A 20,878-nucleotide genomic window follows, 5' to 3' on the forward strand; every position below is an offset into this window, starting at 1 on the left:
TCGGTTCAGCATGATCGAACTACCCGACGGACTCCACGGAGCCCACCGACGCACCGAACTGCACGCGCACCTCGGCCACAAGCAGCTGAAACGCGTGATCGCCGAGGGCAGGCTCGTCAGCTACTGCCGCACGGTCGTCATCCAGCGCGAACGCATGGCGGACCTGCGCACCCGCGCCGCAGCCGCACTGCTCATGGCAGGCCCGGACGCCGTGCTGTCGAACCACACGGCGGCCTGGCTCCACGGCTGCACGGCGGCGTCGACCCACCGCGTGCACCTGACCATCGACTACGGCCGCAAGCTGCGCCTGCGCTCCGGCCTCGACGTGCACCACCAGTCCTTCCACCCGGACGACGTCGTCGAGGTCGACGGCCTGCGCTGCCTCACGCTTGCGCACGCCGTCACCGAACTGCTGTGCCGGGCGCCCCGCGGCACGGCGCTCGCGTGCGCCGACCAGGCGTTGGCCCAGGTCACCGCCGACGAACGCGCCGGGTTCAAGGCGGACCTCGCCGAACGGATCACCACCCGTGCCGACCACCGGGGACGACGGCAGGGCATGTCCCTGCTCGACCTGGCGACGGGCCTGCCCGAGTCACCGCCGGAGAGCGCGCTGCTCCTGCTGATCGCCGACGCCGGGTTCCCGCTGCCCGAGCCGCAGCACTCCGTGCGCGACCTGGAGGGCCGCGAGGTGTGGCGCCTGGACTTCGCCTGGCCGCACGCCCGGCTCGGTCTCGAGTACGACGGCCACGCCGCCCACGCCGACCGGCGCGAGCGTGACGCGGCTCGTGACGACGACCTGCGGCGACGCGGGTGGCGCGTGCTGCGTGCCGACGCCTCCGACCTGCGCAACCCGATCACCCTGTTCAACCACCTGCACGCAGCGCTCGGTGGTCCGCAGCGCAGGTCCCGGGGGTTCTGGGTGTAGAACTCACCGGGCCTGGGCGTTGGACTCTCGGGGCCCCGAGGTTGGACTCTCGGGGCCTGAGCGTTGGACTCTCGGGAGTGGGTTAGGGGCCTATGCCTTGGCAGGGGCGGGTTCGGAGGTCGGCCACGTAGTCGTCCGGGGCGCCCGCGGCTTCGGCGGCGTCGGCCACGACGCCGATGTAGCGGGCCGAGGGCAGGCCGCCCTCGTAGGCGTCCAGGACGTACAGCCAGGCCGTGACCGAGCCCTCCAGGGTCTGCACCCGGAGCCTGATCTTCTTGTAGAGGCCGAGGGCCCCTTCCCAGCGGTCGAGGCGGGACTCGTCACGCGGGCTCACGTCGTAGAGGACGCAGAAGACCTGCGAGTCCGGGTCCTCGACGATCGTGGCGAGCGCGCCCTCCCAGCCCAGGTCCTCGCCACCGAACGACAGACGCCAACCGGCGAGCCACCCGGTCCCCGCGATCGGGGAGTACGGGGCTCGCTCCATCATCTGGTTCGGGTCCATGTTGGACCCGTACGCGGCATAGAGCGGCACGACGACAGCCTAGCGACCTCGCGATCACCGCGAGGCACGAGAAGACCGGACGACACGCCCCCGCACCCGACCGCGTACCGTTGTCCCTGGTCGCAAATGGCGCAACCAGCGCCGACGAACCCCGAGGAGGACGTGTCGTGACCCGCATCGTCATCATGGGCGGTGGCCCCGCAGGTTACGAGGCGGCACTGGTCGCGGCCCAGCACGGGGCCGACGTGACCATCGTCGAGAACGAGGGCCCCGGTGGGGCCTGTGTCCTCTACGACTGCGTGCCGTCCAAGACGTTCATCGCCTCCGCGGGCGGTCGCAGCGCCTTCCGCAACGCCGGTGAGCTGGGCATCCGCACCAACAACGCCGCCGCCGAGGTGGAGCTGCCGGTGGTCCACGGCCGGGTGAAGGGCCTCGCGCTCGCCCAGTCCGCGGACGTCCGCGCCCGCCTCCAGCGCGAGGGCGTGCGGATCGTCAACGGCACCGCGAAGTTCTGCGACGGCGCCAAGGGCCTCGCCCAGCACGAGGTGGTGGCGCTGGCGGAGGACGGCACCAAGGAGGTGCTGCCGGCCGATGTGGTGCTCATCGCAACGGGCGCGACCCCGCGCGTGTTGCCGGGCGCCGAGCCGGACGGCAAGCGCGTCCTCACCTGGCGGCAGATCTACGACCTGCCCGAGCTCCCGGAGCACCTGGCCGTCATCGGTTCGGGTGTCACCGGTGTGGAGTTCGCCTCCGCCTACACCGAACTGGGCGTGAAGGTGACCATGGTCTCGTCCCGCGACCGGGTGCTCCCGCACGAGGACGCCGACGCGGCGGTCGTGCTGGAGGACGTGTTCGCCGAACGCGGCACGGCGGTGGTGAAGCACGCCCGCGCGGACCGGGTGGAGAACACCGGTGAGGGTGTCGTGATTCACCTGGAGGACGGTCGCACGATCGAGGCGAGCCACGCGCTCATGACGGTCGGCTCGGTCCCGAACACGGCCGACCTGGGTCTCGACAAGATCGGCATCGAGCTGGGCCGCGGCGGTTACATCCCGGTCGACCGGGTGTCGCGCACGAACGTCTCGGGCGTCTACGCGGCGGGCGACTGCACGGGCGTGCTGCTGCTCGCGTCGGTGGCCGCCATGCAGGGCCGCATCGCCATGTGGCACGCGCTGGGCGAGGGCGTGAGCCCGATCAAGCTCAAGACGGTCGCGGCGAACGTGTTCACCAACCCGGAGATCGCGAGCGTCGGCATCAGCCAGCAGGCGATCGACTCGGGCACGGTGCCCGCCCGCACGGTCATGCTGCCGCTGGCCACGAACCCGCGCGCCAAGATGGAGGGCCTGCGGCGGGGCTTCGTGAAGCTGTTCTGCCGCCCGGCGACCGGCGTGGTCATCGGCGGTGTCGTGGTCGCGCCGAACGCCAGCGAGCTGATCCTGCCGATCGCGCTGGCCGTGCAGAACCAGCTGACCGTGGAGGACCTGGCCACCACGTTCTCGGTGTACCCGTCGCTGACGGGGTCGATCACCGAGGCGGGCCGCCAGCTCATGCGCCACGACGACCTGGACTGACCCCGGGAGGGGTGCCCGGGAACGGGCACCCCTCCCGGCGAGGGCTACTCGACCCAGTCGAACGTCCTGGTCACGGCCTTCTTCCACAGGGCGTACTGCGTCTCGCGGGTCTCGTCGTCCATGTCCGGGTCCCACTGCTTGTCCTGCGCCCAGTTCCGCCGGATGTCGTCCTCCGACTCCCAGAACCCGACGGCGAGCCCGGCGGCGTAGGCGGCGCCCAGGGCGGTGGTCTCGCTGACCACCGGGCGGATCACCGGCACGCCGAGGATGTCCGCCTGGAACTGCATGAGCAGCTCGTTGACGACCATGCCGCCGTCGACCTTCAACGAGGTCAGCGCCACGCCCGAGTCGGCGTTCATGGCGTCGATCACCTCGCGGGTCTGGAACGCGGTGGCCTCCAGCACCGCGCGGGCCAGGTGGCCCCTGTTGACGAACCGGGTGAGGCCGACGATCGCGCCGCGCGCGTCGGAGCGCCAGTACGGCGCGAACAGGCCGGAGAACGCGGGCACGAAGTACGCGCCGCCGTTGTCCTCCACGGTGCGGGCGTGCTCCTCGACCTCGGCCGCGCTCGTGATCATGCCGAGGTTGTCGCGCAGCCACTGCACGAGCGACCCGGTGACCGCGATCGAGCCCTCCAGCGCGTACACCGGGTCGGCCGAGCCGATCTTGTAGCAGACGGTCGTGAGCAGGCCGTTCTCGCTCATCACCTTGTCGGTGCCGGTGTTGAGCAGCACGAAGTTGCCGGTGCCGTAGGTGTTCTTGGCCTCGCCCGGCGACAGGCACGCCTGGCCGAACGTGGCGGCCTGCTGGTCGCCGAGGATGCCCGCGATGGGCACGCCGGCCAGCGCGCCGCGCTCGCGCACCCTGCCGTACTCCTCGGACGACGACCGGATCTCCGGCAGCATCGACAGCGGGATGCCCATGTCGGCGGCGATGCCCTCGTCCCAGCTCAGCGTGTCGAGGTCCATCAGCAGCGTGCGGGAGGCGTTGGTGGGGTCGGTGACGTGCACGCCGCCGTCCACGCCGCCCGTCATGTTCCACAGCACCCAGGTGTCCATGTTGCCGAACAGCAGGTCGCCCGCCTCGGCCCTCTCCCGGGCGCCCTCGACGTTGTCGAGGACCCAGCGCACCTTCGGGCCGGAGAAGTAGGTGGCCAGCGGCAGGCCGGTGGTGGCCCGGTACCGCTCCTGGCCGCCGCCCAGCGCGGCCAGCTCCTGGCAGGTCTTGTCGGTGCGGGTGTCCTGCCAGACGATCGCGTTGTAGACCGGCTGCCCGGTGGTGCGGTCCCACACGACGGCGGTCTCGCGCTGGTTGGTGATGCCGACCGCGGCGATGTCGCCCGCGTTCAGGTCGGCCTTGGCCAGCGCGCCCGCCGCGACCTGCCGGGTGTTCGCCCACACCTCGACCGGGTCGTGCTCGACCCACCCGGCCCTGGGGAAGATCTGCTCGTGCTCCTTCTGGTCGACCGACACCACCCGTCCCGAGTGGTCGAAGATCATGCACCGGGTCGACGTGGTGCCCTGGTCGATCGCGGCGACGTACTGCGTCATGGGGGTGAGTCCTTTCAGACCGGGAGGACCAGGTAGAGGAGGCCGGCGAGCGCGGCGCCGAGGAGCGGGCCGACGATCGGCACCCAGGCGTAGCCCCACTCGGCGGCGCCCTTGCCGCGGATCGGCAGGACGGCGTAGGCGATGCGGGGACCGAGGTCGCGGGCCGGGTTGATGGCGTACCCGGTGGGGCCGCCGAGGGAGTTGCCGATGCCGATCACGACGAACGCGACGCCCGCGTAGCCCAGCGCCGAGTTGCCGAGCTGCGGCACGCCGTCCACGGTCCCCTTCGCGCCGGGGCTGAGGAGGACCCAGGTGATCAGCACGAACGTGCCGATGACCTCGGTGACGAGGTTCCACGGCGCGCTGGGCACGGTCGGGCCGGTGCAGAAGATGCCGCGCGTGCCGGCCGGGTCGTCGTGCGTGTCGAACTGCTTCTTGTAGGTGAGCCACGCGAGCACCGCGCCGAGGAACGCCCCGAGCAGCTGCGCGGCGAAGTAGACGGGCACCTGGCCCCACGGCAGCTTGTCGGCCACCGCCAGGCCCAGGGTCACCGCCGGGTTGAGGTGAGCGCCGCTGGGAGCGGCGATGCTGGCGCCCGCGAAGACCGCGAAACCCCAGCCGATGGTGATGACGAGCCACCCGCCCGAGTTGCCGAGCGCGTCCTTCAGGGTGACGTTCGCGACGACGCCCGCGCCCAGCAGGATCAGCACCGCGGTACCGAGCAACTCCCACACGAAGATCGAGCCACTGCCCATCCGCCGACCTCCTCGCCTTGGCAGGAGGCAGCACTGTCCGGGTCCGGCGGCGCTGCCCACCCCACAACGCGGCTGACGCTAGTTCCGGGCCGAACGGTTGTCCACGGGTGGCGTACCGACGGGTAACGTGGTCGAGTCAGTCCTGTCGGGCTCGTCCACCCACGCCGGCAGCAGGGAGGCGTCCACCGTGGCCACCACCGATCGACCGGGCCGGCTCGGACCCGACGAGCGCGCCCGGACGTGGGAGCGGCTGGGCTCGGAGACCTTCGACCTGGTGATCATCGGCGGTGGCGTGGTCGGCGTCGGCGCGGCCCTGGACGCCGCGACCCGGGGGCTGCGCGTCGCCCTCGTCGAGGCCAGGGACCTGGCGTCCGGCACGTCGAGCCGCTCGTCCAAGCTGTTCCACGGCGGGCTGCGCTACCTGGAGCAGCTGGAGTTCGGCCTGGTCCGCGAGGCGCTGCGGGAACGCGAACTCATGCTCACCCGCCTCGCGCCGCACCTGGTCAAACCGGTGCCCTTCCTGTACCCGCTGACGCGCCGCGGCTGGGAGCGCCCGTACACGGCGGCCGGCCTGCTCATGTACGACACGATGGGCGGCGCGCGGTCCGTGCCCGGCCAGAAGCACCTGAGCCGGGCGGGCGCGCTGCGCCTGGTGCCCGCGCTGAAGCCGGACGCGCTGATCGGCGGCATCCGCTACTACGACGCGCAGGCCGACGACGCCCGCCACACGATGATGGTGGGCCGCACGGCCGCCCACTACGGCGCCGTCGTGCGCACCTCGACCCAGGTGATCGGCTTCCTGAAGGAGGCGGACCGCGTGTCGGGCGTGCGGGTGCGCGACGTGGAGGACGGCCGGGAGACCGACGTGCGGGCGCACGCCGTGATCAACGCGACCGGCGTGTGGACCGACGAGCTGCAACGCCTGTCGGGCTCGCGCGGGCGGTTCCGGGTCCGGGCGTCCAAGGGCGTGCACATCGTCGTCCCGCGCGACCGGATCGTGTCCGAGTCGGGGCTGATCCTGCGCACCGAGAAGTCGGTGCTGTTCGTCATCCCGTGGCGCAACCACTGGATCGTCGGCACCACGGACACCGACTGGAACCTCGACCTGGCCCACCCGGCGGCCACCCGCAAGGACATCGACTACGTCCTCGACCACGTCAACTCGGTCCTGGCGACCCCGCTCACGCACGACGACATCGAGGGCGTCTACGCGGGCCTGCGGCCGCTGCTGGCCGGGGAGAGCGAGTCCACGTCGAAGCTGTCGCGCGAGCACGCCGTGGCCCGCGTCGCGCCCGGCCTGGTAGCCATCGCGGGCGGCAAGTACACGACGTACCGGGTGATGGGCGCGGACGCCGTGGACGCCGCCGGCGTGGACCTGCCGGGCCGCATCCAGCCGTCCATCACGGACAAGGTGCCGCTGCTGGGCGCCGACGGCTACCACGCGCTGGTGAACCAGGCGGACCAGCTCGCCACCCGCTACGGCCTGCACCCGTACCGGGTGCGCCACCTGCTCAACCGCTACGGCTCCCTCGTGCACGAGGTCCTCGGCGGGGCCGACCCGGACCTGCTCAAGCCCGTGCCCGCCGCGCCGGACTACCTGCGGGTGGAGGTCGTCTACGCCGCGTCCCACGAGGGTGCGCTGCACCTGGAGGACGTGCTGACCCGCCGCACCCGCATCTCGATCGAGTACCCGCACCGCGGCGTCGAGTGCGCCGAACCGGTGGCGCGGCTCATGGCGGGCGTGCTCGGGTGGGACGAGGAGCGCGTCGCCCACGAGGTGTCCGGCTACACGACGCGCGTGGACGCCGAACGCGCCTCGCAGGCGGAGCCGGACGACGAGGCCGCCGACGCCGTCCGCGCGGCGGCGCCCGAGGCCCGGCCGCAGCTCACCGAACCCCTGACCTGACCCCCGCCACGCGCGGGGGGCGGTAACGTCGGACGGGTGATGGGGTCGAGGGGTTTCGAAGAGCCGGTGTCCACTCCCGCGGTGGTCGAGCGGCGGTTGGAGGCGGTGGCGGCGGACGGGACGCGCTCACCGGTGGTGGTCGTGCTCGGCGCGCCGCGACCGGACCCGCTGAGCTCGAACGGCGACTGGTGCTGCCCGCACCGGATCACCGGTCTGGGCGACGAGGTGGTCGGCAGGGCGTTCGGGGTCGACTCGCTGCAGGCGATGCTGCTGAGCGTCTACAAGCTGCGCCTGGAACTGGCCGCGCGCGCCGAGGCGGCGGGGGTGGAGCTGAACTGGATGGGGATGCCCGACCTGGGGCTGTCCGTCGTGCCGGCCCAGCTCCGCTGACGCCGGACGGGGAACAGGGGTCCCCGGGCGGGGACCCCTGCGCAAGCGTCCGCTCCCCGGGAGCGCTTCCCCGGTCAGGCCAGCGCGGCCAGGGCGGTGTGCACCATCACGCGCACGCCGACCATCAGCGCCCGCTCGTCCAGGTCGAACCCGGGCTGGTGCAGGTCGCGCTGCGGGCTCACGCCGTCCCAGACGCCCAGGCGGGCGAACGAGCCGGGCACGTGCTCCAGGTACCAGCCGAAGTCCTCGCCGCCCGACGACTGCTGCGTGCCGGCCAGCGCGTCCTCGCCGAGCGCCGCCTCGATGCCGGCCCTCAGCAGCATGGTGCTCTCGCGGTCGTTGACGACCGGCGGCACGCCGCGGCGGTGGTGCAGGTCGAAGCCCACCCCGGTGGGGGCCAGCAGGGCGCTCACCAGGTCCTTGATCAGCGGTTCCAGCTCGGCCCAGATGTCCCGGTCGCCGGTGCGCAGCGTGCCGCGCAGCACGCCGTCCTGCGGCACCGCGTTGGGCGCCTCGCCCGCGTGCACCGCGCCCCACACGAGGACGGTGCCCGAACGGGGGTCCACGCGCCGCGACAGCAGGCCGGGCAGGCCGGTGATGACGGTGCCCAGCGCGTGCACGAGGTCCGCGGTCAGGTGCGGCCGGGAGGTGTGGCCGCCGGGCGAGGTGAGGCGCAGCTCCAGCATGTCCGACGCGGACGTGATGGCGCCGATCCTCGTGCCGATGCGGCCGACCTCCAGCCTCGGGTCGCAGTGCAGGCCGAAGATGCGCTCCACGCCGTCCAGGCCGCCCGCGGCGAGCACGTCGAGCGCGCCGCCCGGCATGACCTCCTCGGCGGGCTGGAACACCAGGCGCACCCGGCCGGGCAGCTCGGTCGCCGAGGCCAGCGCCAGGGCCGCGCCGAGCAGCACGGTGGTGTGCGCGTCGTGACCGCACGCGTGCATGACGCCGGCCGCGGTGGAGGCGTGCGGCGAGTCGACGGCCTCCTGGATCGGCAGCGCGTCGATGTCGGCGCGCAGGGCCACGCAGCGCGGGCCGGAGCCGACGTCGCAGACCAGGCCGGTGCCGCCGGGCAGGACGCGGGGCTTGAGGCCCACCGAGCGGAGCACCCGGGCGATCAGCTCGGTGGTGGCGTACTCCTTGCGCGACAGCTCGGGGTGCGCGTGGATGTGCCGGCGCCAGGCGACGACCTCGGAGGCGTTCGACGCCAGCCAGTCGTCCAGCCACGAGGGCCCTCGGCCCTCCCCGGGATCGTCCACGGGGGCAATGCTGACCCCGCGATCGGTCAACAGCACCTCGGCACCCTCCTCCGGCAGACGAGCGTCACGTGCGTCCACGACCGTCATGCCACACCGCCCAGGAGACGGGCGCGCTGTTCTTCGTCCAGGGCGGCGGACATGGTCGTCCAGGCGAGGGCGAGCGCCCCGTCGAGCACAGCTCGGTCGGCCGAAGCCGAGGCACAGGCGTTCGCGAACTCGATTTGGTGGTTCACCGCGTCTCCGCAGTCGATGGCGATGGTCGGGTGGATGGCCGGCAGCGCACGGGTGATGTTGCCCATGTCGGTGCTGCCGATCTTCTCCTTGAGCTCTTCCTCAGGGCTCATGGGGTGCCGCCCCAGTTCCGTGGCCGCGCGCCGGTAGGCGTCCGCGAGCCACGGGTCGGGGGTCAGCTCGGCGTACACGGGCGAGACCTTGACGACCTCGTGCGTGCACCCGGTGGCCAGGGCGCCGGCCTCGAAGCAGCGGCCGATCCGCTCCTCCAGCCGGCGCAGGGAGTCCAGGTCGTCGGCCCGCAGGTCGAACATCGCCGAGGTCGCGGCGGGCACCACGTTGGGCACGGTGCCCCCGCGCGTGACGATGCCGCTGACCATCTGGCCGGGTTCGAGGTGCTGGCGGGCCAGGCCGATGGCGACCTGGGCGATCGTGATCGCGTCCGCCGCGTTGACGCCCAGGTGGGGCGCGGCGGCGGCGTGCGAGGGCTTGCCGGTGTAGTGGACCTCGACGTCGGTGATGGCGAGCGACCGCGCGGCCACGGCCTCGTACGGGGCCGGGTGCACCATCATGGAGAACGCCACGTCGTCGAATACCCCGCGTTCGAGCATCAGCACCTTGCCGCCGCCGACCTCCTCGGCGGGCGTGCCGATCACCCGGACGGTGAGGCCGAGGTCGTCGGCCAGGTCGCGCAGGGCGAGGGCGGCGCCGGTCGAGGCGGCCGCGATGACGTTGTGCCCGCACGCGTGGCCGACCTCGGGCAGCGCGTCGTACTCGGCGCACAGGCCGACGACCAGCTCGCCGGACCCGAAGGACGCGGTGAACGCGGTCTCCAGGTCGGCGACGCCCCGTTCGACCTCGAATCCCTCGGCGGCGAGCAGGTCGGCGACCTTGGCGGCGCTGCGGTGCTCGGCGAACGCCTGCTCGGGTTCCGCGTGGATGCTGCGGGACAGGTCCACCAGCGCGGTCGAGTACCGCTCGATGGCCGAGCGCGTGCTCATCTTGAAGTCGGTACTCATTTCACATCCATCCTGCATCAGGCCCGTGGGCCACGAGGCGCCTCGCGGAGGTCAACCGGCAACCGGTCGCGGGGGTGCGCCAAGCGGTGCTCGAGTATCGGTAGTACCGATCAACTCTGCGCAGGCTCTAAGTACAGGAGGACCATATACCGACTGGCCCGTCCCACTGGGTGGAACGCTAGCCCTTCTTGCCCGCCCGCCACTTCGACCACCGCTTCTTGTTACGCCAGTACACGAGGGCGAACAGCAGCAGTGCGATACCACCGAGCCACAACTTTTTACGGGTTTCGGTGGACGACGACGGGGCCGGCTCCTGCGGCGCGTCCACCGCCGGCCCGGGGCCGACCGTGGTGCCGGGCTGGAGCGTCTCGTTCCCCGGCGCCGGCGTGTCCGTGGGCTGCACGGCGTGGTTGACCTGCAACGACGGGGCTGCCGACGCTGTGGCCGGCCCGGCGAGGGCACCGACCAGCACCATCAAGCACACCGCGAACGCAGATCGCCACATGGTCACCAAGCCTAGTCACCGCACAGTCCGGTTACCACTGTCGGTGGTCGATCAAACCGGTGACGCTTCACGGCGGGTGCGCACTTGTGCGCACAAAGTGCACACTTTCGGGCCTTATACGTCCCGGAATGCGTCCAGAATTCTTTCCGCGGCGAGGGTGGCGGTCAGTTCACCGTCCCTCACCTGCCGCTCGACCTCCGGCACCAGCGCCCGCACGGCCGGTGCCGACCGCAGCCGGGCGAGCAGCCGGTCGTGCACCGTGGCCCACGTCCACTCGACCTGTTGGCGGCGGCGCCGCTCGGCCAGTTCCCCGGCACCCTCCAGGGCCGATCGGTGGGCGCCGATCCGCCGCCACACCTCCTCCAGCCCGGAGCCGTCCAGGCCGCTGCACGTCAGCACGGGCGGGTGCCACACCGCGTCCGGCGGGCGCAGCAGCCGCAGCGCGCCGGCCAGCTCCCGGGCCGCCCGGCGGGCCTCGACCTCGTGCGGGCCGTCGGCCTTGTTCACCGCGATCACGTCGGCCAGCTCCAGGACGCCCTTCTTGATGCCCTGGAGCTGGTCGCCGGTGCGCGCCAGCGCGAGGAAGAGGGAGCAGTCGGTCATGTTGGCCACCGCGACCTCGGACTGCCCGACGCCGACGGTCTCCACCAGCACCACGTCGTACCCGGCGGCCTCGACCAGCACGATCGACTCGCGGGTCGCCTTGGCGACGCCGCCGAGGGTGCCGGAGGTCGGCGACGGCCGGATGAACGCCGCCGGGTCGACCGCGAGCCGCGCCATCCGCGTCTTGTCGCCCAGGATGGACCCGCCGGTGCGGGTGGACGACGGGTCGACGGCCAGCACCGCCACCCGGTGCCCGGCGGCGGTCAGCATCGTGCCGAACGCGTCGATGAACGTCGACTTGCCGACCCCGGGCACGCCGGTGACGCCGACCCGGTGCGCGCCGCCGGAGTGCGGCAGCAGTTCGACCAGCAGCTCCTGGGCCGCCGCGCGGTGGTCGGGCCTGGTCGACTCGACCAGCGTGATCGCCCGCGCGAGGGTGCCGCGGTCGCCGGCGAGCACGCCCTTCGCGTACCCGCCGACGTCGACCGGCCTAGGCATCCGCGGGCTGCTCCCGCTGCTCGTGGCCCAGCTGCGCGGCGAGCTTGCGCAGCAGGTCGCCCGCCGCGTCCGCGATCACCGTGCCGGGAGGGAAGATCGCCGCCGCGCCCGCCTCGCGCAGCGCGTCGAAGTCCTGCGGCGGGATCACGCCGCCGACCACGATCATGATGTCCTCGCGCCCCAGCCCCGCCAGCGCCTCCCGCAGCGCGGGCACCAGCGTGAGGTGGCCCGCGGCCAGCGACGAGACGCCGACGATGTGCACGTCGGCCTCGACCGCCTGGCGGGCGACCTCGTCCGGGGTCTGGAACAGCGGGCCGACGTCCACGTCGAAGCCGAGGTCGGCGAACGCGGTCGCGATGACCTTCTGGCCGCGGTCGTGGCCGTCCTGGCCCATCTTGGCGACCAGGATGCGCGGCCGGCGGCCCTCCTCCTCGGCGAAGCGCCCGACCACCTCGCGGGTGGCGTCCAGGTTCGACACGGAACCCGCCTCCTGCCGGTAGACGCCGGTGATGGTGCGGATCTGCGCGGAGTGCCGGCCCCACACCCTGCCCAGGGCGTCGGAGATCTCCCCGACGGTGGCCTTCGCGCGGGCGGCCTCGACGGCCAGCTCCAGCAGGTTGCCGTCCGCGCCGGCGGCGTTGGTCAGGGCGTTCAGCGCGCCGTCCACGGCCGCCTGGTCGCGCTCGGACCTCAGCCGCTCCAGCTTCGCGAGCTGCTGGGCGCGCACCCCGGCGTTGTCGACCTTGAGCACCTCGATCTGCTCGTCGGTCTCCACCCGGTACTTGTTCACGCCGATCACCGGCTGCCGGCCGGAGTCGATGCGGGCCTGGGTGCGGGCCGCCGCCTCCTCGATGCGCAGCTTGGGGATGCCCGCGTCGATGGCCTGCGCCATGCCGCCCGCCGACTCGACCTCGGAGATGTGCGCCCACGCCCGGCGCGCCAGGTCGTGCGTCAGGCGCTCGACGAACGCGCTGCCGCCCCACGGGTCGATCACGCGGGTGGTGCCGGACTCCTGCTGGAGCAGCAGCTGGGTGTTGCGGGCGATGCGGGCGGAGAAGTCGGTGGGCAGCGCCAGCGCCTCGTCCAGCGCGTTGGTGTGCAGCGATTGGGTGTGGCCCTGGGTCGCGGCCATCGCCTCGACGCACGTGCGGGCCACGTTGTTGTAGACGTCCTGCGCGGTCAGCGACCAGCCGGACGTCTGGCAGTGCGTGCGCAGGGACAACGACTTGGGGTTCTCCGGGCCGAAGCCCTTGACCAGCTTGGCCCACAGCAGGCGCGCGGCGCGCAGCTTGGCGACCTCCATGAAGAAGTTCATGCCGATCGCCCAGAAGAACGACAGCCGCGGCGCGAACGCGTCCACGTCGAGGCCCGCGTCCCGGCCCGCGCGCAGGTACTCCACGCCGTCCGCCAGCGTGTAGGCCAGCTCCAGGTCGGCCGTCGCGCCGGCCTCCTGCATGTGGTAGCCGGAGATCGAGATGGAGTTGAACTTCGGCATCCGCCGCGAGGTGTACGCGAAGATGTCGGAGATGATCCGCATCGACGGCTTCGGCGGGTAGATGTAGGTGTTGCGGACCATGAACTCCTTGAGGATGTCGTTCTGGATGGTCCCCGCGAGGAGCTCCGGCGCCACCCCCTGCTCCTCGGCCGCGACGACGTAGAGCGCGAGCACCGGCAGCACGGCGCCGTTCATGGTCATCGACACGCTCATCCGGTCGAGGGGGATGCCCTCGAACAGCCGGCGCATGTCGTAGATCGAGTCGATGGCCACGCCCGCCATGCCCACGTCGCCGGCCACGCGCGGGTGGTCGGAGTCGTAGCCGCGGTGCGTGGCCAGGTCGAACGCCACGGACAGGCCCTTCTGGCCGGCCGCGAGGTTGCGGCGGTAGAAGGCGTTCGACTCCTCGGCGGTGGAGAAGCCGGCGTACTGCCGGATGGTCCACGGCTGGTTGACGTACATCGTCGGGTACGGGCCGCGCAGGAACGGCGCGATGCCCGGGTAGCCGCCCAGGAAGTCCAGGCCCTCGGTGTCGGCGGGGCCGTAGAGGGGCTTGACGCCGATGCCCTCGGGCGTCTCCCGGGTGAGCGCGTCGGGGCCCTTGCCGGTGGCCTCCTGCAGCGCCCGCTGCCACTCGGCGGCGGTCGACGGCGTCGGCTCCCCGAGGTCGACGTCGGCGAAGTTCGGGATCATCGCTGCACTCCCAGGAGGTCGAAGGTGCGCTCCAGGACGTCGAGCGCCTTGCACCCGGTGAACACGTGCTCGTCGACCCTCGCGTCCGTGCCCTTGCCCGCCAGCAGGACGCGTTCGGCGCCGGCCTCGCGCAGCGCGTCGGCGACGGGCGCGGCCAGCTCGGCGTAGACCTTCTCGCTGCCGCACAGGCAGGCGACGCGGGCGCCGCTCGCGCGGAACGCGGCGACGACGTCCTCGACGGTCGCCGTCGGGCCCGCGTCCGGCGTCTCGAACCCGCCCGCCTGGAACAGGTTGGCCGCGAACGTGGCCCGCGCGGTGTGCGCGGCGACCGGGCCGAGCGTGGCCAGGAAGACCTTCGGCCGCTCGGGTGCGGCGTCGGCGGCGTCGCGCAGCGCCTCGTACGCCTGGGCGTACCGGACGCGCGGCAGGCCGCCGGACGGCGCCACGGGCGCGGCGGGCCGCACCACGGGTCGCTCGGTCGGGTTCGGGAACTCGCTGACGCCGGTGATGGCGTCGCCGCGGTCGGCCAGCCTCTCCCGCCGCTTCGCCCACGTCTCCGCGATCTCGCCCGCGACCAGGTCGAACGCCTTCGGCAGGCCGCCCGCAGCCTCGATGCGCCGGAACCAGTCCCACGCGGCGCGCGCCAGGTCGTCGGTCAGCTTCTCCACGTACCAGGAGCCGCCCGCCGGGTCGATCACGCCCGCCAGCCCGGACTCCTCCAGCAGCAGCGACTGCGTGTTGCGCGCGACGCGGCGGGAGAACTCGTCGGGCAGGCCGAGGGCGTCGTCGAACGGCAGCACGGTCACCGCGTCCGCGCCGCCGAGCCCCGCGCCGAAGCACGCCACGGTGGTGCGCAGCATGTTCACCCACGGGTCGCGGCGGGTCATCATCGCGGGCGAGGTCACCGCGTGCTGGAGCTGCGCGGCGGGCGCGCCGGAGACCTCGGTGACCCGCGCCCACAGCCGCCGGGCGGCGCGGAACTTCGCGATGGTGAGGAACTGGTCGGCGGTCGCCGCGTACCGGAACTCCAGCAGCCGCACGGCCTCGGCGGTGGTCAGGCCCGCGCCGGTGAGGTGGCGCAGGTACGCCACGCCGGCGGCGAGGGACGCGCCCAGCTCCTGGGCGTCCGAGCCGCCGGCCTCGTGGAACGGCAGGCCGTCCACGACGACCACGCGCAGCCCGGGGAACCGCCGGGCCGCGCCGAGCAGGTCGGTGAGGGCCGCCAGGTCGGCCGGCTGCCCGGTCCGGGCCTGCACGCCCAGGGGGTCGGCGCCGACGTTGCCGCGCACCTCGCTCGCCAGGACGGGCCGCTGGTCCCAGACCCGCAGCACGGCGCGGCCGGCGGCGAGGAAGTCCGCGCCGCCGTCCACGACGACGGGCGCCAGGTCCAGGTAGACGTCGGCGAGCACCTCGTCGTAGGAGGCGGGGTCGAGCCCTTTGAGCCACAGCGACGTGACGCCGTTCTCCAGGTCGGCCGCGACCGCGTCCCGGTCGGCGACCCGGTGCTGCTGGCGGACGTCCCAGCCGTCGACCGAGCCCTGCGGCCTGCCGCCCCGGGTGAACGGGGGCAGACCGGGGAAGCCGGCGGGGGGCGCCGCGTCGGCCGCGGTGTAGAGCGGCTGGACCTCGATGCCGTCGTAGGTGGTGGTGACCAGCGACCCGAGGTCCGCGCCCGACTTGCGGAGCACGCCGTGCACGAGGTCGAGCCACGTCTCTCGGTCGGGGGTCGGGAACTCGGCGGCCAGCGCCAACTCGCCTGACGGCTCCATCATGCTCCGCAGTGTTACTCACCAGTAGTACGACGGCTATGTGAGGTTCACCGCCGTGAACGATGCAGACGCCAGTCTTCCACGATGGGGAATGATGGCCCAGTGGAGGAAGACCACGTGGTGACCATCGGTGACCCCCCTGAGGACGGCCGCCTGATCGCCGGCCGCTACCGGCTCCGGCACGTCCTGGGCCGCGGGTCGATGGGCACGGTGTGGGCGGCGCACGACGAGGTGCTGCGCCGCGACGTGGCCGTCAAGGAGATCCTCCGACCGTCGGGGACGTCCGACGGCGAGGCGTCGCTGCTGCGCGAGCGCACGCTGCGCGAGGCCCGGTCGGCCGCCGCGCTGGCGCACCCGAACCTGGTCACCCTCTACGACGTCGCGCAGGTCGACGGCGACCCGTACGTGGTGATGGAGCTGGTCGTCTCGTCGTCCCTGGCCGAGGTCGTGCGGCAGCGCGGACCGCTCACCGACGAGCAGGGCGCGGTCGTCGCGGACGCCGTCGCCGCGGGCCTGGAGGCCGCGCACCGGGCGGGCATCACGCACCGGGACGTGAAGCCGGGCAACGTGCTGATCGCCGACGACGGCCGGGTGAAGCTGACCGACTTCGGGATCGCGCGCAACGTCGCCGAGGCGACCCTGACGAGCCGGGGCATCACGCTCGGCACGCCCGCCTACATCGCGCCCGAGGTCGCGGCGGGCGAGGCGGTGTCGCCGGTGGCCGACCAGTGGTCGCTCGGCGCCACCCTGTTCCACGCGATGACCGGGCAGCAGCCGTACGAGGGCGCGAACGTGCTCCAGACGATCAACCAGGTCGTGGAGGGCGAGGTGCCGTCCGCGGCGGCGTGCGGCGCGCTGGCCCCGGTCGTGGCCGGCCTGATGACGAAGGACCCGGCGGGGCGCATGTCGCTCGCCGAGGTGCGCCGCGCGGTCCGGCCGCTGCTGCCCGAGCCCGGCGCGGACGTGTTCCCGGCCGGCGCCGGGACCCGCCCCCTCGTGCCGGTCGTGCGCCCGCCGCTGGTCAAGCCGCGGATCGCCCCGGACACGCCGCTGGCCGCCGACCCCGGTCCCCTGCCGTTCCCGGTGTCCCCGTCCCCTCCCCCGGCCCGGCCGCTGGCGAGGACGCTGGTCGCGCTGGCCGCGCTGGTGCTGTTCGCGATCGGCGGCGCCTCGGGCTTCGCGCTGACCAGGACCGTCGCCGGCGCGCCCCTGCTGCCGCCGCCCGCGGTCACCCGCACGCCGTCCCTGCCCGCGATCAGCGAGACCCCGTCGCTGGGCCCGACCACCGCCTCGGCCACCACGGCCAAGGGCGAGCGGGGCGCCGGGTTCACCGTCGACGTCGGCCCCGACTGGACGAGCTTCCTGGAGCAGCGCGCCAACGAGGGCCTCTCGCCCGGCGCCGTCGTGCACCTGGTCGCCCCGGGCGGCGCCTACGAGGTGTCGGTGCAGCGCTTCCCCGACTACTACCCCGAGCACACCGTGAAGGACTACGTCGCCTTCGTCCGCGCCCGCTGGGGCCAGGACTACTTCAACCCGACGACGGAACCCCTCGACGCGCCGGGCGGCCGGGAGCCGGGCATCGCCCACGGCTACCGGACGGCGGAGCGCGCCACGACCCAGGCGCACGCCGGCGCGGCACCGGCGCCGGACCTGCGGCGCACCCACTACTCCCGCGTCCTGCCGCGGGGCGCCGACCTGTGGGTGGTGGAGATCGTGGTGCCGACGGAGCAGGAGGAGACGGGGCGCGACCTGTTCGCGACGATCGCGCCGACCTTCACCGTGCTCGACTGACCGGCTCCACGGGTTCGGCCGGCCGGCGCGCGGGCAGCGGGTGGGAGCTGCGGTTAGGCTGCCGTGCCGTGACCGCCATCAGTGAGAGCACCACACCGGAAGCCCTGGCCACGGAGGCCGCGCGGGCGCTGGCCGAGCGGACCGGCGTGGACAGGCACGACATCGCCGTGGTCCTCGGGTCGGGCTGGCGCCCGGCCGCGGACCTGATCGGGGAGCCCGCCGCCGAGGTGCCGATGGCCGAGCTGCCCGGGTTCGCGGCCCCCACCGCCGTCGGGCACGGCGGCACGCTGCGGTCGGTGCCGGTCGGCGGCAGGAACGTGCTGGTCATGCTCGGTCGCACGCACGGGTACGAGGGCAAGGGCGTGGACCGGGTCGTGCACGGCGTGCGCACCGCCGCCGCGGCCGGCGTCGGCACGGTCGTGCTGACCAACGCGGCGGGCGGGCTGCGGCAGGGCATGTCGGTCGGGCAGCCCGTGCTGATCAGCGACCACCTGAACCTCACCGCGTCGTCGCCGCTGGTCGGGGCGCGGTTCGTGGACCTGACCGACCTGTACTCGCCGCGGCTGCGCGACCTCGCCCGGGAGATCGACCCGTCGCTGGAGGAGGGCGTCTACGCGGGCCTGCCCGGTCCGCACTTCGAGACGCCCGCCGAGATCCGGATGCTGCGCACGATGGGCGCCGACCTGGTCGGCATGTCCACCGTGCTGGAGGCCATCGCGGCCCGCGCCGAGGGCGTCGAGGTGTTCGGGCTGTCCCTGGTCACGAACCTCGCGGCGGGCATCACCGGCGAACCCCTCAACCACGAGGAGGTGCTGGAGGCCGGCAAGGCGGCGGCGAGCCGGATGGGCGCGCTGCTGCGCGAACTGGTGACCAGGGCCGAGCCGGCGGCCCGCGCATGAGCCTGACGCCCGCGCTGCGCGACGCCGCGTTCCGCTGGATCGCCGACGACCCCGACCCGGACGCCCGCGCCGAGCTCCAGGGCGTGCTGGCGCGGGCCCTGGGCGGCGACCCGGCGGCGGCCGACGAGCTGGCCGACCGGATGGCCGGGCCGCTCGCGTTCGGCACGGCCGGGCTGCGCGGCCCCGTGCGGGCCGGCCCCAACGGCATGAACCGGGCCGTCGTCGTGCGCACCACGGCCGGGCTGGCCGCGTGGCTCAAGGCCAACGGGCGCGTCGGCACGGTGTTCGTCGGCCGCGACGCCCGGCACGGCTCGGAGGACTTCGCCGCCGCGGCGGCCGGGGTGCTGGCCGCCGAGGGCTTCGACGTGCGCGCCCTGCCCCGGCCGCTGCCGACGCCGGTCCTCGCGTTCCTGGTCAAGCGGCACGGCGCGGTGGCGGGCGTGCAGGTCACCGCCTCGCACAACCCGCCCGCCGACAACGGCTACAAGCTGTACCTGGCGGGCGGCGGGCAGATCGTGCCGCCGGAGGACCGGCAGATCGAGGCCGCGATCCGCGCGGTGCCGGCCGCGGTGTCCGTGCCGCTGGCCGACTCGTGGGCGACGGTGACCGACGCCGAGGTCGACGAGTACCTGGAACGGGTCGCGTCGCTGCCCCGCGGCACGGCGCGCGACCTGCGGGTGGCGTTGACGCCGATGCACGGCGTGGGCGGCGCGACGGCCGTGGAGGCGCTGCGGCGGGCCGGGTTCACCGACGTGCGGGTGGTGCGGGAGCAGGCCGTGCCGGACCCGGACTTCCCGACCGTGGCGTTCCCCAACCCGGAGGAGCCGGGCGCGGCGGACCGGCTGCTGGCGCTCGCCGCGGAGGTCGACGCGGACCTGGCCGTCGCGCTCGACCCGGACGCCGACCGGTGCGCGCTGGGCGTGCGGGGGCGCGACGGGACGTGGCGGATGCTGCGCGGCGACGAGACCGGCGTGCTGCTCGGCTCCCTGGTGCTGTCCACCGCGGACACCCCGGACCCGCTGGTGGCCACCACGATCGTGTCGTCGTCGCTGCTGGGGTCCATCGCGGCGGCGCGCGGCGCCCGGTACGCGGAGACGCTCACCGGGTTCAAGTGGCTGGTCCGCGCGGGCGAGGGGCTGGTGTTCGCCTACGAGGAGGCGCTGGGCACCTGCGTAGACCCGGCGCACGTCAACGACAAGGACGGCATCTCGGCGGCGGTCGTCGCGTGCGACCTGGCGGCGGGGCTGAAGGCGTCCGGCCGCGACCTGCTCGACGCGCTGGACCAGCTGGCCGTCGACCACGGCCTGCACCTGACCGACCAGGTGTCGCTGCGGTTCACCGACCTGTCCCGGATCGGGGCGCTGATGGCGCGGCTGCGCGCCGAGCCGCCGGCCGGCTTCGCGTTCGAGGACCTGCTGCCGGGGGCCGACGTGGTGCGGCTGACGGCCGAGGGCGTGCGGGTCGTCGTGCGGCCGTCCGGCACGGAACCGAAGCTGAAGGCGTACCTGGAGGTCGTCGAACCCGTGTCCGACGACCTGCCGGCCGCCCGGGAGCGCGCGACGGCCCGGTTGGCCGACCTGCGCGCCCGCGTGGAGGGGCTGCTCGCCCCGTAGGGGACCGAGCCCCGGAGGGGACCGGGCCCCGTAGGGGACCGGGCCCCGGAGGGTCGGGTCCCCGGAGGATCAGGACATGATCGCGATGACCAGGCACAGCACCGCGATCGCCAGCGCACCGCCCGCCACCAGGTACGGCCGCTTGGTCGGCGGGCTCACGCGGTTCGGCCGGTTCTCGGTGAGCGCGGCGACCGCGATGCGCCCGGCGACGTAGCCGGCGGCGCAGAGCGCGACGCCGACCGCCAGGATCATCGTGTTGACGGCCCACGGGCTGTGGTCGACCCCCGGCCACAGCGCGATGAAGACCAGCGGCAGGCCGATCAGCGTCAGCGAGACGCCGACCCCGCCTCCCCAGGTGATCCTGCGGTTGCGCTCCATCGTGGCGATGCTGCGAGTGTCCATGACTCCCTCCCGGTCACCTACTAAGACGTGCGGGGGCCACACTGGTTCCATGGCCCGGTTGTTGATCATCCACCACACGCCGTCGCCCGCGACGCACGAGCTGTTCGAGGCCGTCGTCGCCGGGGCCAACGACCCGGAGGTGGCCGGGGTCGAGGTGGTGCGGGTGCCGGCGCTGGGCGCGACCGCGTCCGACGTCCTCGCCGCCGACGGCTACCTGCTCGGCACGCCCGTCAACATCGGGTACATCAGCGGCGCGCTCAAGCACTTCTTCGACACCGTCTACTACCCCTGCCTGGACGCCACGCGCGGCCGGCCGTTCGGGGCGTACGTGCACGGCAACCAGGGCACCGAGGGCGCGGTGCGGGCGATCCGGGACATCACGACGGGGCTCGGGTGGACGCCGGTCGGCGACACCGTGACCCTCACCGGCGCACCGGACCGGGCCGCGCGCGAGCGGTGCTACGAGCTGGGCGCGACGGTCGCCGCCACGATCATGTGAGCC

Annotated in this window: 18 protein-coding genes; 8 read left to right on the forward strand and 10 right to left on the reverse strand. The window is 73.6% G+C overall.

The annotated features are described in order from the left end of the window. The first annotated feature begins 10 nt into the window (after window positions 1–10). Entirely contained in the window at window positions 11–925 is a 915-nt protein-coding gene (locus ACR807_RS13740; protein ID WP_438921670.1) for an endonuclease domain-containing protein, read from the forward strand. A gap of 82 nt (window positions 926–1,007) precedes the next feature. On the opposite strand, the gene ACR807_RS13745 is transcribed toward ACR807_RS13740, so the two are convergent. Continuing rightward, window positions 1,008–1,457, reverse strand: coding sequence for a gamma-glutamylcyclotransferase family protein (locus tag ACR807_RS13745; protein ID WP_438921671.1), 450 nt, complete (start codon window positions 1,455–1,457; stop codon window positions 1,008–1,010). Window positions 1,458–1,594: 137 nt separating this feature from the next. Here ACR807_RS13745 and ACR807_RS13750 point away from each other — a divergent pair, with 137 nt between their 5' ends. Further along, entirely contained in the window at window positions 1,595–2,998 is a 1,404-nt protein-coding gene (locus ACR807_RS13750) for an NAD(P)H-quinone dehydrogenase (RefSeq protein ID WP_438921672.1), read from the forward strand. 44 nt (window positions 2,999–3,042) lie between these two features. Here the strand turns inward: ACR807_RS13750 and glpK are convergent, their stop codons facing one another. Next, complete coding sequence (gene glpK, locus ACR807_RS13755; RefSeq protein ID WP_438921673.1) at window positions 3,043–4,548, reverse strand: glycerol kinase GlpK; 1,506 nt, start codon at window positions 4,546–4,548, stop codon at window positions 3,043–3,045. Window positions 4,549–4,562: 14 nt separating this feature from the next. Beyond that, window positions 4,563–5,303, reverse strand: a complete 741-nt coding sequence (locus ACR807_RS13760) for an MIP/aquaporin family protein (RefSeq protein WP_438921674.1) — start codon at window positions 5,301–5,303, stop codon at window positions 4,563–4,565. A 187-nt stretch (window positions 5,304–5,490) separates the two neighbouring features. Here ACR807_RS13760 and ACR807_RS13765 point away from each other — a divergent pair, with 187 nt between their 5' ends. Beyond that, window positions 5,491–7,209 (forward strand): glycerol-3-phosphate dehydrogenase/oxidase, encoded by a 1,719-nt coding sequence (locus ACR807_RS13765; protein ID WP_438921707.1) that lies wholly within the window; start codon window positions 5,491–5,493, stop codon window positions 7,207–7,209. A gap of 66 nt (window positions 7,210–7,275) precedes the next feature. Further along, window positions 7,276–7,599, forward strand: a complete 324-nt coding sequence (locus tag ACR807_RS13770; RefSeq protein ID WP_438921675.1) for a DUF6968 family protein — start codon at window positions 7,276–7,278, stop codon at window positions 7,597–7,599. Window positions 7,600–7,673: 74 nt separating this feature from the next. On the opposite strand, the gene ACR807_RS13775 is transcribed toward ACR807_RS13770, so the two are convergent. The 6 genes from ACR807_RS13775 to ACR807_RS13800 all read right to left on the reverse strand — a co-directional run bounded on the left by ACR807_RS13775 (window position 7,674) and on the right by ACR807_RS13800 (window position 15,671). Further along, window positions 7,674–8,945, reverse strand: a complete 1,272-nt coding sequence (locus ACR807_RS13775; protein WP_438921676.1) for an amidohydrolase — start codon at window positions 8,943–8,945, stop codon at window positions 7,674–7,676. Beyond that, window positions 8,942–10,108: a M20 family metallopeptidase gene (locus ACR807_RS13780; protein WP_438921677.1), complete on the reverse strand. Its 1,167-nt coding sequence runs from the start codon at window positions 10,106–10,108 to the stop codon at window positions 8,942–8,944. The genes ACR807_RS13775 and ACR807_RS13780 overlap by 4 nt, the downstream gene beginning before the upstream one ends. 178 nt (window positions 10,109–10,286) lie before the next feature. After that, the gene (locus tag ACR807_RS13785; protein WP_438921678.1) at window positions 10,287–10,583 is read right to left on the reverse strand and encodes a hypothetical protein; all 297 of its coding nucleotides are present in this window, start codon (window positions 10,581–10,583) and stop codon (window positions 10,287–10,289) included. A 144-nt stretch (window positions 10,584–10,727) separates the two neighbouring features. Then, window positions 10,728–11,714 carry a methylmalonyl Co-A mutase-associated GTPase MeaB gene (gene meaB / locus ACR807_RS13790; RefSeq protein WP_438921679.1) on the reverse strand — a complete coding sequence of 329 codons (987 nt, stop codon included), beginning with the start codon at window positions 11,712–11,714 and terminating at the stop codon, window positions 10,728–10,730. Further along, window positions 11,707–13,902 (reverse strand): methylmalonyl-CoA mutase, encoded by a 2,196-nt coding sequence (gene scpA / locus ACR807_RS13795; protein WP_438921680.1) that lies wholly within the window; start codon window positions 13,900–13,902, stop codon window positions 11,707–11,709. The genes meaB and scpA overlap by 8 nt, the downstream gene beginning before the upstream one ends. Then, a complete protein-coding gene (locus tag ACR807_RS13800; RefSeq protein ID WP_438921708.1) occupies window positions 13,899–15,671 on the reverse strand; it encodes a methylmalonyl-CoA mutase family protein in 1,773 nt (590 codons plus the stop codon). The genes scpA and ACR807_RS13800 overlap by 4 nt, the downstream gene beginning before the upstream one ends. A 117-nt stretch (window positions 15,672–15,788) precedes the next feature. On the opposite strand from ACR807_RS13800, the gene ACR807_RS13805 reads away from it, so the two are divergent. From ACR807_RS13805 to ACR807_RS13815, 3 genes are all read left to right on the forward strand, one after another. Continuing rightward, entirely contained in the window at window positions 15,789–17,462 is a 1,674-nt protein-coding gene (locus tag ACR807_RS13805) for a serine/threonine-protein kinase (protein WP_438921681.1), read from the forward strand. Between the two features lie 68 nt (window positions 17,463–17,530). Next, on the forward strand, window positions 17,531–18,361 hold the full coding sequence (locus tag ACR807_RS13810; RefSeq protein WP_438921682.1) for a purine-nucleoside phosphorylase: 831 nt from the start codon (window positions 17,531–17,533) through the stop codon (window positions 18,359–18,361). Continuing rightward, window positions 18,358–19,974, forward strand: a complete 1,617-nt coding sequence (locus ACR807_RS13815) for a phospho-sugar mutase (protein ID WP_438921683.1) — start codon at window positions 18,358–18,360, stop codon at window positions 19,972–19,974. Before ACR807_RS13810 ends, ACR807_RS13815 begins: the two co-directional genes overlap by 4 nt. Before the next feature lie 69 nt (window positions 19,975–20,043). On the opposite strand, the gene ACR807_RS13820 is transcribed toward ACR807_RS13815, so the two are convergent. Next, window positions 20,044–20,376: a hypothetical protein gene (locus tag ACR807_RS13820; RefSeq protein ID WP_438921684.1), complete on the reverse strand. Its 333-nt coding sequence runs from the start codon at window positions 20,374–20,376 to the stop codon at window positions 20,044–20,046. A gap of 49 nt (window positions 20,377–20,425) precedes the next feature. Here ACR807_RS13820 and ACR807_RS13825 point away from each other — a divergent pair, with 49 nt between their 5' ends. Then, window positions 20,426–20,875: a flavodoxin family protein gene (locus ACR807_RS13825; protein ID WP_438921685.1), complete on the forward strand. Its 450-nt coding sequence runs from the start codon at window positions 20,426–20,428 to the stop codon at window positions 20,873–20,875. The last annotated feature ends 3 nt before the right edge of the window (window positions 20,876–20,878 follow it).

This window comes from Saccharothrix sabaoui (assembly GCF_051756985.1).
In the GTDB taxonomy this organism is placed as follows: Bacteria; Actinomycetota; Actinomycetes; order Mycobacteriales; family Pseudonocardiaceae; genus Actinosynnema.